Below are 15,206 nucleotides of genomic sequence, written 5' to 3'. Positions count from 1 at the left end.
ACCTGTACTCGCACTGCATTGCGGTGCGGTGCGAGACAAACCCCTACGAAACATTCATCTAGCATCTCACCCGCAATCTGCGGGGCGGAGCGGTCTTACTCTGGGAGGAGTGATATGAACATTCAGACTGAGAATACTAAAACGGTCGGAGCGGATTTTGACGCAGTCGTCATTGGCGCGGGCTTCGGCGGGCTTTACGCTGTCCACAAACTTCGCAACGAGCAGGGACTGAACGTCCGGGGCTATGACAGCGCCAGTGACGTTGGCGGCACCTGGTGGTGGAACCGATATCCCGGTGCGCTGTCAGACACGGAAAGCTATGTCTATCGCTATTCTTTTGACAAAGAGTTGCTTCGAAAAGGCCGCTGGAAAACCCGGTATCTGACCCAGCCCGAGATCCTCGAATACATGAACGAGGTAGCGGATCATCTCGATCTTCGACGCAGCTACAAGTTCGACACCAAAGTGGATGGCGCGCACTATAATGAAAAAACCGGTCTCTGGAACGTGATCACTGATAGTGGTGAGACAGTTACCGCAAAATACCTTGTCACTGGCCTCGGTCTCTTGTCCGCAACGAATGTTCCAAAATTCAAGGGCATCGATGATTTCAAAGGCCGTATCTTACACACAGGTGCCTGGCCCGAGGGAGTGGACTTGAGCAACAAACGCGTGGGCATTATCGGCACCGGCTCGACGGGTGTTCAGGTTATCACTGCAACGGCACCAATTGCAAAACACCTGACTGTTTTTCAGCGCTCTGCACAATATGTCGTGCCGATTGGGAACACCCCGCAAGACGATGCTACCATCGCCGAGCAAAAGGCGAACTACGATAATATCTGGAATCAAGTGAAGAATTCTGTTGTGGCCTTCGGCTTCGAAGAAAGCGCCGAACCCGCCGAAACCGCCTCGCCCGAGGAACGGGAGCGGGTCTTCGAAGCCGCCTGGCAGCGCGGCGGTGGTTTCTATTTCATGTTTGGCACCTTTTGCGATATTGCGACCAGCCAAGTGGCCAATGATGCGGCCGCTGACTTCATCAAGGGCAAGATCAAGCAAATCGTGAAGGACCCCAAGGTCGCAGAGAAACTGACGCCGAAGGACCTTTACGCCAAGCGCCCGCTTTGCGGAAACAACTATTACGAGGTCTACAACCGAGACAACGTGACCCTCGCCGACGTGAAGGCCGATCCGATCGCAGAGTTCACTCCGAACGGCATTCGTCTCGAAAGCGGCGAGGAGCATGAGCTTGACATCGTAATCTTTGCCACTGGTTTCGATGCGGTCGACGGCAATTACGTCAAAATGGACCTCCGCGGACGCGGAGGCGTGACCATGCGCGACACTTGGAAGGAAGGCCCACTCGGTTACCTCGGCATGATGGAGGTAGACTTCCCTAACTTCTTCATGATCCTTGGCCCTAATGGCCCCTTCACTAACCTGCCCCCCAGCATTGAGACGCAAGTTGAATGGATCGCTGACACGATTTGCGCAATGGAAGAAGAGGGGGTTCAAAGTGTGGAGCCAACCGTGGAGGCGCGCGACGCTTGGGTTGGCACCTGCCGTGAAATCGCCGACATGACACTCTTCCCCAAAGCTGAAAGCTGGATCTTCGGCGCAAATATCCCCGGAAAGAAGAATGCGGTGATGTTCTACATGGCCGGGATTGGCAATTATCGCAATGCCATTAGTGCGGTTAAGGAGGAAGGTTATACATCCCTGATCCGCGACCGCACTGCCGAGAAGGTGTAAAGAATTCCGTCGGGCATTAAGAAAACCCGGCGGAAACAATTAAATTTGTTCATGAACACTCAGGAGAGAACTATGGGACGGGTATCCGGAAAAGTCGCACTGGTAACAGGTGGCGCCATGGGCATGGGAAAAGCCCATTGTGAAACGCTGGCACGTGAAGGCGCGCATGTATTTGTAACCGACCGTGATACGGAAGCGGGTGAAAGCGTAGTAAAAGGTATCATTGGAGCCGGAGGGAAGGCGGAATTCATTCAGCATGACGTGACGCTTGAAGAAGATTGGAAGAATGTCATCTCCACGGTGCAATCAAGTGCTGGTCGACTTGATGTGCTAGTGAACAACGCTGGCATTCTCATTCTGAAGCCGCTCCACGAAACCTCGCCTGACGAATTTGACATGACGATCAACGTCAATGTACGCGGTGTTTATCTCGGTATCCGAGCCGCGGTTCCATTGATGAAAGAGACCGAAAAAGCATCAATTATCAATATTTCTTCAATCTATGGGATTGTTGGTGCCGCTTCGGCGGGAGCCTACATTGGATCCAAAGGCGCCGTACGGATGTTGACCAAATCCTGCGCAGTCGACCTGGCCGAAAGTGGCATACGTGTCAATTCGATCCATCCCGGTGTCATCGATACTCCCATGACAAAAGATCTGCTACACGCCGACGAAGAGACCCGGCAGGCAATTCTGGGGGCCACGCTGCTCAAGCGGCCAAGCAAACCTGAAGAGGTTTCGAATGCGGTCCTGTTCCTCGCATCGGATGAGTCATCGTTCGTTCACGGAGCAGAGATTGTAGTAGATGGCGGTTATACTGCGAATTGACAGAGACACATCCCAAGTAACGGCCTGGAACCCGGGCCGTTACTGCCATTGCAAATTTCCAAGACGATAAACGCCAATGAAAATAATTGCACCTATAAAACACCTAATTGATTACAACGTGAAGGTTCGCGTTAAGGCGGACGGTAGCGGAGTTGGTCTCGCGAATGTGAAGATGTCGATGAACCCGTTCGACGAGATTGCGGTTGAAGAGGCGATCCGTCTGAAGGAAGCGGGCAAGGCGGACGAGCTTGTCGTCGTGTCGATCGGCGTGAAACAGGCGCAGGAAACGCTGCGCACGGCGCTGGCGATGGGCGCGGACCGGGCGATCCTCGTCGTGGCCGCCGACGACGTGCACCAAGATATCGAGCCGCTGGCGGTGGCCAAGATCCTAAAGGCCGTGATCGACGCCGAGGCGCCGGGCCTGGTGATCGCGGGCAAACAGGCGATCGACAACGACATGAACGCGACCGGCCAGATGCTGGCGGCGCTGCTGGGCTGGGGTCAGGCGACCTATGCCTCTGAGGTTGCGATCGAGGGCGAGCATGCCGTCGTGACCCGCGAAGTGGACGGCGGTCTGCAGACCATCAAGGTGAAGCTGCCGGCGATCGTCACCGCCGACCTGCGCCTGAACGAGCCGCGCTACGCCTCGCTGCCCAACATCATGAAAGCCAAGAAGAAACCGCTGGACGAAAAGACCGCCGCCGATTTCGGCGTCGATGTCACGCCGCGCCTGACCGTCGTCAAGACGGCAGAGCCCGCCGCGCGTTCGGCCGGGGAAATGGTTGGCTCGGTCGACGAGCTGGTGTCGAAGCTGAAAGAAAAGGGGATCGTGTAATGGCTGTTCTTCTCCTTGCAGAAATCGCCGGTGGTGCACTGGCGCTGGACGCCACCGCCAAGGCGGTGACCGCTGCCAAATCGCTGGGCGATGTGACCGTTCTGGTTGCGGGCCCCGCTGCCGCAGGCGAGGCCGCGTCGAAGATCGACGGCGTGGCAAAGGTTCTGGTGGCGGATGACGCCGCCTATGCCAACGGCCTGGCCGAGCCGGTCGCCGATCTGGTGGTCAGCCTGGCAGGCAATTATGAACATATCGTTGCTCCGTCCACGGCGAGCGCGAAAAACATCCTGCCGCGCGTCGCGGCGCTGCTGGACGTGATGGTTTTGTCGGACGTCACCGCCATCGTGGACGGGTCCACGTTCGAACGCCCGATCTACGCGGGCAACGCGATTCAGACGGTAAAGTCCAACGATTCCAAGAAGGTACTGACCGTCCGCACCACCGCCTTCGACGCGGCTGGCCAGGGTGGTTCGGCCGCCGTCGAGGCCATCGCAGCGGCCGGCAACGCGGGCCTGAGCGCCTGGGTCGAGGACAAGGTCGCGGCGTCGGATCGTCCGGAACTGACCTCGGCCAAGATCGTGGTCTCGGGCGGTCGCGGCGTCGGTTCCGAGGAGAACTTCGCGATCATCGAGGGCCTGGCCGACAAGCTGGGCGCGGCGGTCGGCGCCTCGCGCGCGGCGGTGGATAGCGGGTTCGCACCGAACGACTGGCAGGTCGGCCAGACCGGCAAGGTCGTGGCGCCCGAGCTGTACATCGCGGTCGGGATTTCCGGGGCAATTCAACACCTTGCAGGCATGAAGGACAGCAAGGTCATCGTCGCCATCAACAAGGATGAAGAGGCCCAGATCTTCCAGGTCGCCGACTACGGCCTGGTCGCAGACCTGCTCGACGCCGTCCCGGATATGACAAAGGCACTCTAAGAATGACAAACGTCTACATCTGCGATTACATCCGCACACCAATTGGTCGCTATGGCGGCGCGCTTTCTTCTGTGCGAGCCGACGATCTTGGTGCAATCCCACTCAGGGCCCTGGCCAGCCGAAACCCGAAGCTAGATCTAGCGGCCATTGACGAAGTGATTTTCGGCTGCGCCAACCAGGCGGGCGAGGACAACCGCAACGTCGCACGCATGTCGCTGCTACTCGCGGGATTTCCGGATTGTGTCCCTGGCACGACGATGAACCGGTTGTGCGGATCGGGTATGGACGCCGTAATCACAGCCGCCCGCGCGATCAAAGCTGGAGAAGCCGATCTCATTGTTGCTGGCGGTGTGGAAAGCATGTCTCGTGCTCCGTTTGTGATGCCAAAAGCTACAACTGCATTCTCGCGCGAAAATTCTGCTGAAGACACCACCATCGGCTGGCGCTTCGTCAATAAACAGATGAAGAGTCAATACGGCGTCGACAGCATGCCTGAAACGGCCGAAAACGTAGCGGAAGACTTCAGCATCAACCGCGCCGACCAAGATGCCTTCGCCATGCGTTCGCAGCGAAAGGCGAGAGATGCCATGGCGAACGGTCGTTTGGCCCGTGAAATTGTCCCGGTAGAGATTCCTCAGCGAAAGGGGGAGCCAAAGATCGTCGTACAGGATGAACACCCTCGCGCGGGTACGACTTTGGAAGCGCTCGCCCAACTGAAAACTTTCGTAAAAGCGGACGGCACTGTAACCGCTGGGAATTCTTCGGGCGTGAACGATGGTGCCGCAGCATTGATCCTTGCCACCAGCGACGTCGCAAAAAAATTTGGCCTCACACCGATCGCAAGGGTCTTGGGCGGCGCAACCGCGGGCGTCGCACCGCGCATCATGGGTTTCGGGCCGGCACCGGCGTCGGAAAAGCTGATGGCGCGACTTGGACTGAAACAAGAAGACTTCTCGGTAATCGAACTTAACGAAGCCTTTGCTTCGCAGGGTCTGGCCACACTACGGCACCTGGGGATCGCGGATGATGACGCCCGCGTGAACCCGAACGGCGGCGCTATTGCTCTCGGCCATCCGCTTGGCATGTCAGGTGCCCGCATCACTGGTTCAGCGATGCTGGACCTCAAACCTGGAGAAAAGTCGTTATCGACCATGTGTATTGGCGTGGGACAGGGGATTGCAATCGCGCTCGAAGCTGTCTGAGGTGCCGCGACAACCACAAAACTAACATAAGTTCTCTTATGGGATTTTTGGCCAACCCAAAATTTCCGGTAGAATTAGTCCTCTACAGCCTCCCTGTTGTCGCCTTTCAAATTTTCCCCGGGAGCGACCGACTAGCGGCACCGGTAATGCCGGTGCCGCCCTTTTCCGAAAGAACGATTGAACGGCCCAGAATGTTTGCGAGACGGATCATCCCGTGACCTGCGTATCGGCAGGCATCCCATTTCGGCGACCTCGCGCCGCTACAAGATTTCTTCTCTGCACTTCCGAATGTAACATATATCGCGTGGCGATATTTCGCGCAGCGTGTCCGTTTCGCGGGCATGAACTTGCGGGACCGTGTAGCACTGAACATCCAGGACTTGAGACGCGCCCGCGGCCTCAGCCAAGAGGAGCTTGCTCATCGGGCCGACGTGAGCCGCGGCCATATGGGCAAGGTCGAGAACGCCAAGTTCGCCGCCTCCCTCGACCTTCTCGAACGTATCGCCAAAGCGCTGAACGTAGATCCAAAAGAGCTCTTCACAAAACGCTAGCCATTATTTGCCAGCTCCTGATGCGTCCTGGAGTGGAACGTCTCAAGAGGTAGTCAAATGGAGTGCAGAGAGTTCAATGGGTAAGAAGAAGACAGGCTGGCCCTTCCAAGACGGGTTTCTGAACGATGGTGCGCAGGAGATTCACCTGTTCACCGATTACCGTTGGAATGATGGCTCGGTGAGCCGTCGTTGGCATGTTGATCCAGAACGCTATGACACAGATCTTGCCGACCTTCGCCCGTTCTCCCTGAAGGCATCGGACAGTTCGGATCAGTAGGAAAACCACTCCGAATGACCCATGTTGCCCTCGTAGTCGCCGTATTCGACCATGATGCTGCGGGAGTAGAAGTGCCAGAGGCCACCACCGCTTGGGTAGGCAATCTCCTGACCGCTTTCCGAGATGAATGTCGCGGGCCAGGGCGTGTGGGATCCGTAAACCCGCTGGATGTAGCGGCAGGTCCGGTTTTCGCGATCGCAAGAACGTATCGACCAGTCCCATTGACGCGGCTCGTCACGCGGCTCGTAGGAGCGCCCGGTGAACCAGATCACATGAGTCCGGTTCAGCCATTCGTATTCAGGTAGGTTGGTGTCGAGTTCGCCCTCTCCACCCGGTCCGCCCAGCTCGACCGGCACGTGAGCGAAGGTACAGACCCCGAAGGGCGGCAGGCTGGGCCAGGGCGTGATGCGGCGGATCATGGTGCGATAGGCCCGTGCGCAGACAGCGCTCGGCGGGAAACCTCCCGCCATGCAGAGCATGATAGCGCAGTCGATATCATAGGCCTGCGCCTTCTCAGGGGCTCCGAACACCGCCATCGCCCCCATCGCCGCTGCCATCGCCTGTCGATTCATGTCGCTCTCCCGCAAAAGTTGCGGCAACTATCGTGCAATATGTTTTTTTCCGCAATATGTTGTATTGACTCCATATGACTTTATGGCCTTAGTGTCGTGAAGTAGAAGGGCTCTCGTGGGGAGAGTCCGAACATGCCGATAGCGCGCAACCAGATCCTGATCACCATCGATGGTGTCAAAGACCTTTTTGAAAAGGGCATCGCGTTCCGCTGCCGGTATGAACTCGTGGGGTTCACGGACGATGGCAAGCCGCGCTACCAGTGCATCTACCTGCGCGAGGGCGAGCCGGAAGCCATTCTGGTCTCGACCCGGATCACCCCGCACGGGCCAGAGCCGCGGTATTTCAACATATGGCCGGGCCTCTTCAAACATCATCTCGAGTTCGGTGACGGGCGCGATCTGCGCTTTGGCCCTGACTACAGCATTACCCTCGAGGAGCGCGGCTGACGTCATCGCCTTCGGTCGCGACGGCACAGCCCGGACGTCTGGCTGGACCTTCTACGGAGACCGACCTGCTTGGGCAGGGCTGGATGGTGACGCTGAGGCCGGGGTCGTATTGGCGTCTCGGGATGCCACCCCTCCTTCGGGTCGAGACGACATCCTCGACCTGATCCGCAGGACTGCTGCCCGCCACCAGAGCAACCATGCGCTCCGGAAGGTGGGTCTTGATGCAGGCCACTGGCTCGTCCTGTTCCGCGCCCTTATCGAGGCCGAGAGCAGCTACAACCCGACCGCCGTGAGCCCCAAAGGCGCCTATGGGCTCGGCCAGCTGATGCCAGACACGGCCCGCAGCCTCGGGGTCGATCCGCGCGATCCCTCTCAGAACCTCGATGGCGCCGCACGCTATCTGCTCGCGCAGATCGCCACGTTCAAGGACATCGATCTGGCGCTCGCAGCCTATAACGCCGGCCCGCACCGCGTGGTCGAGCATTCCGGCATTCCACCCTTCACCGAGACCCGCGACTACATCGCGCGCATCCACCGGATCCGGTCCCGACTCGCGGCTACACCTGTTTCCTCGCCGGACATCCGCGTCGCAGCCCGGGTGCCTGCGCGCGCTCCGGTCCTCATCGATCTTCAGTAAAACAAGGGAACTTCGCATGCTCAGACATCGCCTCAGCCGCCTCTTGCCCGTCGCCACAACCCTGGCAGCTTTCGCAACGCCCGCTTTCGCGCAGGACTTGTCACCGATCCAGACCATGCTGGAAACCGTCGAGGCCGCGCTGACCGGTCCGATCGGGATCGCGGTCGCCACGCTCGCGGTCATCGGCACCGGCTTCATGTGCATGATGGGGCGGCTGAACTGGGGCTGGTTCGCCTCGGTCATCATCGGGATCGTGCTGATCTTCTCGGCCGGCACCATCGTCGACGGCTTCTCCTGAGGTTGGAGAATAGAGTTGGCAGAACGATCCCCCCTTTTTCTGGGCCTCGCCCGACCGCCCAAGTATCTGGGCCTCCCTGTCGGATACCTCGTGGTACTGGCGACCGGGGTCGTTCTGCCGTTCATCTGGACCAAGTCGATGGTGTTCTTCCTGATCGGCCTTGTCGCCTATCCGATCCTCTGGTTCGTCGCTGACCGCGAGCCGCATTTCTTCGAAGTGCTGCGCGTCTCCTATGGATCAGTGCGCCCGACGAAGAACCGGGCCCTGCACGGAGGCGACAGCTTTGGCGCTTGATGCGGGCACTCTTTCCACTCACGGAACCGCTCTGCTTCAGGCTGGCGGCGGGGCGTTCGCGCGGGAGAGCTATCTCGCGGAGCATCTGCCGTATTTTGCGCTCGCGGAAGACGATGTCATGGTCCTGCGCGAAGGCGACCTCTTGGCGACCCTGCGCCTTGATGGTCTGAATCCGATGACCTCTGAGGACGCCCGGCTCGACGCGCTCAAACGCGCGGTCGCGGCCATCGTCGCCCAGACTGGCAGTGCCTTCGGCTTCTACATTCACCGGATCTCCGTGCCGCAGGATCTCGGGATGCGCCCCATCGAGGGAGACAGTTTCGCAGCCGCGATCGACGCGCGCTGGCAGGCCCATGTCAAAGACCTCTGCCCCGCCAAGCGCCAGCTCTATCTCAGCGTGATCCGGCGCCCCGACATTTCGGCTCGTATTCCGCTCCTCCGCGCGCTGGCCCGCAAGGCCTGGGTCAAGGACCGCGCGACGCGCCTGCAGGAGCTGAACGAGGTCATGGGCTTCTTCGAGGTGGCGCTTGCCTCGGCCAATCCCGTGAGGCTCACAAAGTCGGGCGGGGAGTGGCTGGGCTACCTCAACACACTGAACGCAGGCAGCTTCTCCCCGATCTCCTTCGGGCAAAGCACCCTGCCCCTCTCGCACACGCTCAGCAACTGCCGCGCGACCTTCGACGGCGACGTGGTCACCCTGACCGACGCCGTGACCGGCCAGGTCAAATACGGCGCTCTCTTCTCGATGAAGACTTATCCGGCGCTTACAGACGTCACGCTGCTCGACGCGCTCGACCTGCCGCTCGACATCGTACTGACGAACTCCTTCAGCCCGATCCCGAACAACATCATGGCTGAGCGCATCCAAAGGATCATCCGCCAGATGCATGCCTCCGACGATGCCGCCGTTTCCCTGCGCGAGCAACTCGGGCAAGCCGCCGACGATCAGGAAGCAGGCCGCATCGCCTTTGGCGACCATCACCTCTCGATCGCCGTCTATGCACCAGACCGCGACACGCTCGAACGGGCCGCCGCCCAGATCAAGCGCGTGGGCCAGGAGATCATGTCGGTGATCGTGCGCGAGAATATGGCATTGAAAGCCACCTACTTCGCGCAGTCCCCCGGCAACTTCGGCTACCGGGCGCGGAAGACGCCGATCTCCTCGATCAACTTCGCGGATTTCGCGGCACTTCACGGCAGCGTCGAAGGGCGCGGGCCGGATCAGTCGCCTTGGGGTCAGACCATTTCGGTCCTGCCGACGGTCGGCACCTCGGGTTATCGCTTCAATTTCCACGAGGCGGGCAGCCCGGGCAAGGAACCGACCGTCGGCCACACCCTCGTTCTGGGACGCACCGGCACCGGCAAGACGCTCACCACCGCCTTCCTCGCGGCGCAGGCGCAACGGGTCGGCGCGCGGCTCTTCTTCTTCGACAAGGATCGCGGCCTCGAGATGGCCGTGCGCGCCCTCGGAGGCCGCTACAACGAAATCCGGGCCGGTGTTCCCACGGGGCTGAACCCGCTTGCGACCGAGACCGATGAGCGTGGCCGCGCCTGGCTCTCGGACTGGCTTGCGACCCTTCTCACGCGCAATGGCACGCTCTCGGGCGAGCAATCCCGCCATATCCAGAGTGCCGTCGGGCAGAACGCCGATGCGGGCGCGGCGCTGCAACGCTTCGTTAGTTTCGAGACGCTGTTTCAATCGCTTGATGATGATGGCGAGTTGCAAAGCCGCGTCGCCGAATGGGCGCCGGGTGGGCGCTACGGTTGGGTCTTTGACGAGCCGGAACAGGGTGCCGGGCTTGAACTGGCCTCCGACATCATCGGCTTCGACATGACCGAAATCCTCGACATGACCACCGAGCGCATGGCGGTGCTCTCCTATATCTTCCGCCAGATTGAACGCGTGGTCGAGGACCGCCGCCCCACCATCATCGTCCTCGACGAAGCCTGGAAGCTCTTGGACGATCCCTACTTTGGGGCGCGACTCGAAAACTGGCTGGTGACGCTGCGCAAGATGAACTGCGTCGTCATCATGATGACGCAATATCCAAGCCAGCTGCGCGACAGCCGCGTCGGCAAGACCATCGTCGAGACAGTACCGACCCAGATCCTCTTCCCGAACGACCGCGCCACAATCTCGGATTACGATTTCCTCCGCGTGAACGCCAAAGAGGCGGCCCTTCTCGTCCAGCCCACCATCGGCCAGCGCATCGCGCTTGTGCGCTCGGCGGGCGACAGCGTCTTCGTCGACGCCGATCTCTCCGCGCTTGGAGACCTCCTTCCCATCCTTGGCGGCGGTGCCACCGGCGAGGCCCGCGTGCCTGCCGATTGGCGCGCCAATCCCGATTTCTGGAGACATGTGATATGAGTTCAAAACCCCTCCTGGCGCTTTGCGCTGCCGCAAGCCTGCTGTCGGCTTGCGAAAAGTACACCGAGAAAACCTCGCCCTGCTTCGGTCGCAATGGCGAGCCGCAGGTGACCCGGTCCGCGCTTTCCTTCTCGACCATGGGCGCAGCGGTTCAGGAGACGGACAAGCCCGACTGCACCTTCGAGCCCCTGCCCCGTCCGGAATGAACCGCGCCGCGATCATATCCGCCGGGCTTTGCCTCGGCCTCGGTACCCTGCCCGCGCATGCCCAAGGGGTTCCGACGCAGGACAATTCCGCGATCGGCCGCGCCATCGCACGGGTGACGGCATTGGCCGAGGATCTGGGCGTGCAGCAGGACAAGGACCGCACCGAGTCCACGCTGGCCGACGTCCAGGCCGACCAACTGCGCGTCCTCGAGGAGATGACCGCCGCGATCACCGGCCCCGGCTTCGATATCCGCGCGCTCGAGGGCAATGCGGATTTCGGGGTGGCGGCGGTCTACCCGAACACCGATGCGAGTCCGATGGTGAGCCGCCTTTTTGGCGAGGGCCGCGAGACCGTCGAGATGATGATCGTCGAGGTCGCGGGCGAGTTCGCAGGCGCGCCGGGTGTGGCCCGCGCCGGCCTCTCCGCCACCCAGTGGCGCTGCCTCTTCCAGGCCCTGATCAAGCAGGAGAGCCGCTTCAACGTCGCCGCCGAAAGCCCGGTCGGCGCCTATGGGCTGACCCAGCTCATGCCTGGAACCGCGTCTGACCTCGGCGTCGATCGCTATGATGTGAAGGACAACCTGCGCGGCGGCGCGCGTTACATCACCACGCAGTTGGGCCGCTTCGGCAACATCCCCCATGCGCTTGCGGCCTATAACGCCGGACCGGGCCGGGTCATCGAATATGGCGGCGTGCCGCCCTTTGCCGAAACCCAGGGCTACGTGCGCAACATCTCGAAGTTCTACAACGAATACCTGGCTGTCGTTGGCGGCGCCGACGCGCTCGGGACGCTCTCGCCCTCGGATTTTGCACTGGCCGAATATGCCAGCATCTCCGAGGCAGGCGTCTATTACGCCGCCGATAGTTCGGCAACGACCGAGCAAGTGATCAACCGCCTCCGCGCGATCATCCTGCAGATCGATGCGCAGCCCAATGCCAAGGCGGCCTGGGAACTCAACACCTACGCCAAGGCCGAGATCGCCCGCATTCTCAATCTTCGTGTCCGGCTGATGGCCGCCAACCAGCAGCGCGAGGCAGCCTACGCGCAGCACCTCGTCGCCGACCGATTGGCCGAGCGCGACTTCATGCAAATGGGAGTTCCCGAATGAGACAGCTTCTCCTGACCGCCGCCGCGGTCACCGCGCTCGGGCTCAGCGGGCCCGCCACGGCTCAGGGCGTGCCGACCTTCGATGGCTCGCAGCTTGGCCAACTCGTCGCCCAGCTCGAACACATGGCTGAGGATCTAAATGTCCAGATGCAGCAACTCGCCACCATGCGGCTGGAACTGGAAACCCAGCTGTCGCAGCTCACAAACCTTGAGGCGCAACTGACCTCGCTGATCGAGGGCAGCGGGTTGGGCGAGCTCTTCGCAACAGTCGAGGAATTCCGCGCGCTGCGCGGCAAGCTCGTGGCTCCTCTCAACACCGCGCAGTCCTTGGCCAGCGGCGATTTCCTCAGCGGCTTCAATCCCGGTGCGGAACTCTCGGCCTCCGTCGAGCGCGTGCTGTCGGACAGCGGCTTCACCTCGGAGCGCCTGAGCACGCTCTCGGGATCGGATCAGCCCGCCGACAACCGCATAGCCGCCTCCGCCGGAGCCAGCGCCATGCTGTCCGTCGCCGCGCAGGAAAGCCACGAGGAGGCAGGCCAAAGCCTCGAGCGGCTCGAGACCATGGTCGGGCTCATCGATGATCAGGACGGTCTAAAGGCCGCTGTCGATCTCAACACCCGCGTCACCGCCGAGCTCGGCATCATCCTGACCCAAATCTGGCGGCTGGAAGCGGCGCAAGGCGTCAGTGCCGGCCAGCTTGGCGTCGTCGATGCCGCGACCCTCGCGGATGAGCGCAAATTCCGCTCGATGGCGGTGGACCCATGAGGCAAACCATGACTCACAGCTTGGCATCAATTCGGTCTCTTTGCTTCGCCGCACTTGTCGTGAGTACCCTGCCCAGTGTTGCGTTGGCCCAGACCCCGAGCACAGATCCCTCCGGCGACACGACCTTCAACTCGATGGCCATCGCGCGGGACCAGGCCGACGCATGCCGGGTCCCGAAACCGCCCATCGATCTGGCCGAGACCGCATACCTTCGCAATGGTTACCGCGCGATTCTGCGTATCCTGATCGCTGAAGAGGCGCTCGCCTCGGAGAGCTGTACCTGCCTGCTGGGCGACTTCACCTGGGACCAAGCGCTTGACGCCATGCCCCGGTTCCAGACCTCGGACAACCCGCGTCTGCCGTTCAAGGTGCTCGATCTCTACGCGCAGGCCGACGCGCTCGAGGCTCAGGTCGTGGAGGTCTGTGCGGAATAGATGGGAGTAATTCGCGACATACTGGGACAGGTCGACGCCGCGGTAGACACTGTGGCGCAGGACGGCTTTGTCTCTTCGGCAGGCGCTGTCGGCGACGTGATCTCGGCCGGGGCCGCGCTCCTCGTCGTGCTCCTCGGGATCAACGCGGTCATGCAACTCCGCCCCCTGCCCTTCGGCACCGGCTTTGCCTTCGGGATGAAGGTGGCGCTCGTGGGCATATTCGCGCAGAGTTGGGATAATTTCAGCGTCATCTATGACATCGTCACGCGCGTGCCCGACTCCGTCGGGGCCTCGATCCTCGCGCTCACCGGCTCGGGCGATGAGGCCGGGGTCTATGAGAGCCTCGACAACATGGTCGCCCGCATCACCGCCTATGGCGACACGATCGGCGACCGGGCGGGCTGGGTCTTCGGGGCGGTCCTGGGCGCGATCTTCTTCGTCCTTTCAGCCGTCTTTGCCGCCGTCACCGCCGGGATCATCGCCTTCGCCCGCATTGTGTTCGCGCTGATGATCGTGATCGCCCCCTTCATGATCGTGACTTCGCTGTTCAAACCAACCCAGTCGCTTTTTGAGGCCTGGACCCGCGCCACCATCGGCTATGCGCTCATGCCGGTCGCCGCCGCCGGGGCCGCAGGCATCATTGTCGCCATCGCCGAGGCCATCGGGGACGCCTCCGCCGATCCGGGTGATGTCGAGACCGTCAGCCTCATCCTGCCCTTCCTCGTCATCCTGATCCTCAGCGCCGGGATCATGGCCTCGGTCCCCTACATCGCCTCCAACCTCACCGGCGTCGTGGGCATTGCCTCCAACGCCGTGGGTCTGACCGGCCTCGCGCGTCAGGGCTTCGTGAACACGCGCCAGTATGGCACCGGCGCGACCTCCCGCCTCGTCACCGGCAAGTCTCCGCACGAGCTGAACCAGATGGCCAATGCGGGCGTGGTCAAAACCGGCGAGATGATCCGGCAAAGCCCCGGCGCGCTTCTCTCCGCCGCCAAGGCCTTCCGCAAACCCTGATGTGAAAGACGATTGACTTGAAGAAGCTTGTGACCAGTTCCCCCGCGCCCGATCGCGATGCTTTTGAGGCGGATTTCATCTACGGGCCAAGACGGCGCGAGCGCTTCGCGTGGTTGGTCGCGGCGGCCGGTGTGCTGGTCGGCGTGGCCGGCATGGTCGCCGGCGCGAGCCTCTTTCCGCTCAAGACGACCGAAACCTTCGTGGTCGTGGTCGACAAGGAAACCGGCGAAATGGACCGGGTCGCCGCCGTCCAGGCGCTGACACTCTCGGAAAGCGATGCCATCATCCAGGCCAATCTCGTGGCCTATGTCGATGATCGGGAAACTTATGACCTGACCGATGGCGAGCAACGCATCAACTCGGTGCTCGACCGTTCGGATGGCGACGCCGCGCGCACGCTGCGCGATCTCTGGTCCTCCACCAACGAAGACTACCCGATTACCGTCTATGGCCGTGACGCCAAGATCGAGGTGGTGATCAAGTCGGTGAACCAGATCGAGCGCGGCGTGGCCCAGGTCCGTTTCACCCGCACGCTGCGCCGTCCCCGCGATACCCGCACCGTCACTCGGTCTTACGTCGCCACTGTCGGTTACGACTTCCAACCCGAAACCCGCCAGCGCCTTCAGGACGTCTGGGCCAACCCCTTGGGCTTCGTGGTGACCTCCTACCGCGTCGACGCCGAGACCCTGGAGAACTGA

Annotated in this window: 19 protein-coding genes; 18 read left to right on the top strand and 1 reads right to left on the bottom strand. The window is 61.4% G+C overall.

Going from position 1 to position 15,206, the window contains the following annotated elements:
- The first annotated feature begins 114 nt into the window (after nt 1-114).
- The 7 genes from CLV87_RS22980 (at nt 115) to CLV87_RS22950 (ending at nt 6,365) form a co-directional block, all read left to right on the top strand.
- Nucleotides 115-1,752 (top strand): flavin-containing monooxygenase, encoded by a 1,638-nt coding sequence (locus CLV87_RS22980; RefSeq protein WP_009804217.1) that lies wholly within the window; start codon nt 115-117, stop codon nt 1,750-1,752.
- A gap of 72 nt (nt 1,753-1,824) precedes the next feature.
- Nucleotides 1,825-2,580, top strand: coding sequence for an SDR family NAD(P)-dependent oxidoreductase (locus CLV87_RS22975; RefSeq protein WP_009804216.1), 756 nt, complete (start codon nt 1,825-1,827; stop codon nt 2,578-2,580).
- A 76-nt stretch (nt 2,581-2,656) separates the two neighbouring features.
- On the top strand, nt 2,657-3,415 hold the full coding sequence (locus tag CLV87_RS22970; RefSeq protein WP_009804215.1) for an electron transfer flavoprotein subunit beta/FixA family protein: 759 nt from the start codon (nt 2,657-2,659) through the stop codon (nt 3,413-3,415).
- A complete protein-coding gene (locus tag CLV87_RS22965) occupies nt 3,415-4,335 on the top strand; it encodes an electron transfer flavoprotein subunit alpha/FixB family protein (RefSeq protein ID WP_009804214.1) in 921 nt (306 codons plus the stop codon). Before CLV87_RS22970 ends, CLV87_RS22965 begins: the two co-directional genes overlap by 1 nt.
- Nucleotides 4,336-4,337: 2 nt before the next feature.
- Nucleotides 4,338-5,537 carry a 3-oxoadipyl-CoA thiolase gene (gene pcaF / locus CLV87_RS22960; RefSeq protein ID WP_009804213.1) on the top strand — a complete coding sequence of 400 codons (1,200 nt, stop codon included), beginning with the start codon at nt 4,338-4,340 and terminating at the stop codon, nt 5,535-5,537.
- Nucleotides 5,538-5,878: 341 nt separating this feature from the next.
- Nucleotides 5,879-6,088 (top strand): helix-turn-helix domain-containing protein, encoded by a 210-nt coding sequence (locus tag CLV87_RS22955; protein ID WP_133840905.1) that lies wholly within the window; start codon nt 5,879-5,881, stop codon nt 6,086-6,088.
- 76 nt (nt 6,089-6,164) lie between these two features.
- On the top strand, nt 6,165-6,365 hold the full coding sequence (locus CLV87_RS22950) for a hypothetical protein (protein WP_133840904.1): 201 nt from the start codon (nt 6,165-6,167) through the stop codon (nt 6,363-6,365).
- Here the strand turns inward: CLV87_RS22950 and CLV87_RS22945 are convergent.
- On the bottom strand, nt 6,359-6,937 hold the full coding sequence (locus CLV87_RS22945) for a hypothetical protein (RefSeq protein WP_133840903.1): 579 nt from the start codon (nt 6,935-6,937) through the stop codon (nt 6,359-6,361). The genes CLV87_RS22950 and CLV87_RS22945 overlap by 7 nt on opposite strands.
- A 132-nt stretch (nt 6,938-7,069) precedes the next feature.
- On the opposite strand from CLV87_RS22945, the gene CLV87_RS22940 reads away from it, so the two are divergent.
- The 11 genes from CLV87_RS22940 to CLV87_RS22890 all read left to right on the top strand — a co-directional run bounded on the left by CLV87_RS22940 (nt 7,070) and on the right by CLV87_RS22890 (nt 15,206).
- Complete coding sequence (locus tag CLV87_RS22940) at nt 7,070-7,384, top strand: hypothetical protein (protein WP_133840902.1); 315 nt, start codon at nt 7,070-7,072, stop codon at nt 7,382-7,384.
- Between the two features lie 109 nt (nt 7,385-7,493).
- Nucleotides 7,494-8,021, top strand: a complete 528-nt coding sequence (locus tag CLV87_RS22935) for a lytic transglycosylase domain-containing protein (protein WP_235872046.1) — start codon at nt 7,494-7,496, stop codon at nt 8,019-8,021.
- A gap of 16 nt (nt 8,022-8,037) precedes the next feature.
- A complete protein-coding gene (locus CLV87_RS22930; protein ID WP_065335126.1) occupies nt 8,038-8,319 on the top strand; it encodes a TrbC/VirB2 family protein in 282 nt (93 codons plus the stop codon).
- 15 nt (nt 8,320-8,334) lie between these two features.
- Nucleotides 8,335-8,613 (top strand): type IV secretion system protein VirB3, encoded by a 279-nt coding sequence (locus CLV87_RS22925; RefSeq protein WP_038070148.1) that lies wholly within the window; start codon nt 8,335-8,337, stop codon nt 8,611-8,613.
- Nucleotides 8,552-10,981, top strand: a complete 2,430-nt coding sequence (locus CLV87_RS22920; RefSeq protein ID WP_235872045.1) for a VirB4 family type IV secretion/conjugal transfer ATPase — start codon at nt 8,552-8,554, stop codon at nt 10,979-10,981. Before CLV87_RS22925 ends, CLV87_RS22920 begins: the two co-directional genes overlap by 62 nt.
- The gene (locus CLV87_RS22915) at nt 10,978-11,187 is read left to right on the top strand and encodes a hypothetical protein (RefSeq protein ID WP_133840900.1); all 210 of its coding nucleotides are present in this window, start codon (nt 10,978-10,980) and stop codon (nt 11,185-11,187) included. The genes CLV87_RS22920 and CLV87_RS22915 overlap by 4 nt, the downstream gene beginning before the upstream one ends.
- On the top strand, nt 11,184-12,296 hold the full coding sequence (locus CLV87_RS22910; RefSeq protein WP_133840899.1) for a lytic transglycosylase domain-containing protein: 1,113 nt from the start codon (nt 11,184-11,186) through the stop codon (nt 12,294-12,296). Before CLV87_RS22915 ends, CLV87_RS22910 begins: the two co-directional genes overlap by 4 nt.
- On the top strand, nt 12,293-13,060 hold the full coding sequence (locus CLV87_RS22905) for a type IV secretion system protein (RefSeq protein ID WP_133840898.1): 768 nt from the start codon (nt 12,293-12,295) through the stop codon (nt 13,058-13,060). Before CLV87_RS22910 ends, CLV87_RS22905 begins: the two co-directional genes overlap by 4 nt.
- An 8-nt stretch (nt 13,061-13,068) precedes the next feature.
- The gene (locus tag CLV87_RS22900; RefSeq protein WP_133840897.1) at nt 13,069-13,494 is read left to right on the top strand and encodes a hypothetical protein; all 426 of its coding nucleotides are present in this window, start codon (nt 13,069-13,071) and stop codon (nt 13,492-13,494) included.
- Nucleotides 13,495-14,508 carry a type IV secretion system protein gene (locus CLV87_RS22895; RefSeq protein WP_133840896.1) on the top strand — a complete coding sequence of 338 codons (1,014 nt, stop codon included), beginning with the start codon at nt 13,495-13,497 and terminating at the stop codon, nt 14,506-14,508.
- Between the two features lie 17 nt (nt 14,509-14,525).
- Nucleotides 14,526-15,206, top strand: coding sequence for a virB8 family protein (locus CLV87_RS22890; protein WP_133840895.1), 681 nt, complete (start codon nt 14,526-14,528; stop codon nt 15,204-15,206).

Origin of the sequence: Pelagimonas phthalicica (assembly GCF_004364805.1) — a bacterium.
In the GTDB taxonomy this organism is placed as follows: domain Bacteria; phylum Pseudomonadota; class Alphaproteobacteria; order Rhodobacterales; family Rhodobacteraceae; genus Pelagimonas; species Pelagimonas phthalicica.
The sequence above is the reverse complement of the archived record's forward strand: the minus strand, read 5'-3'. Positions and strand labels throughout refer to the sequence as shown.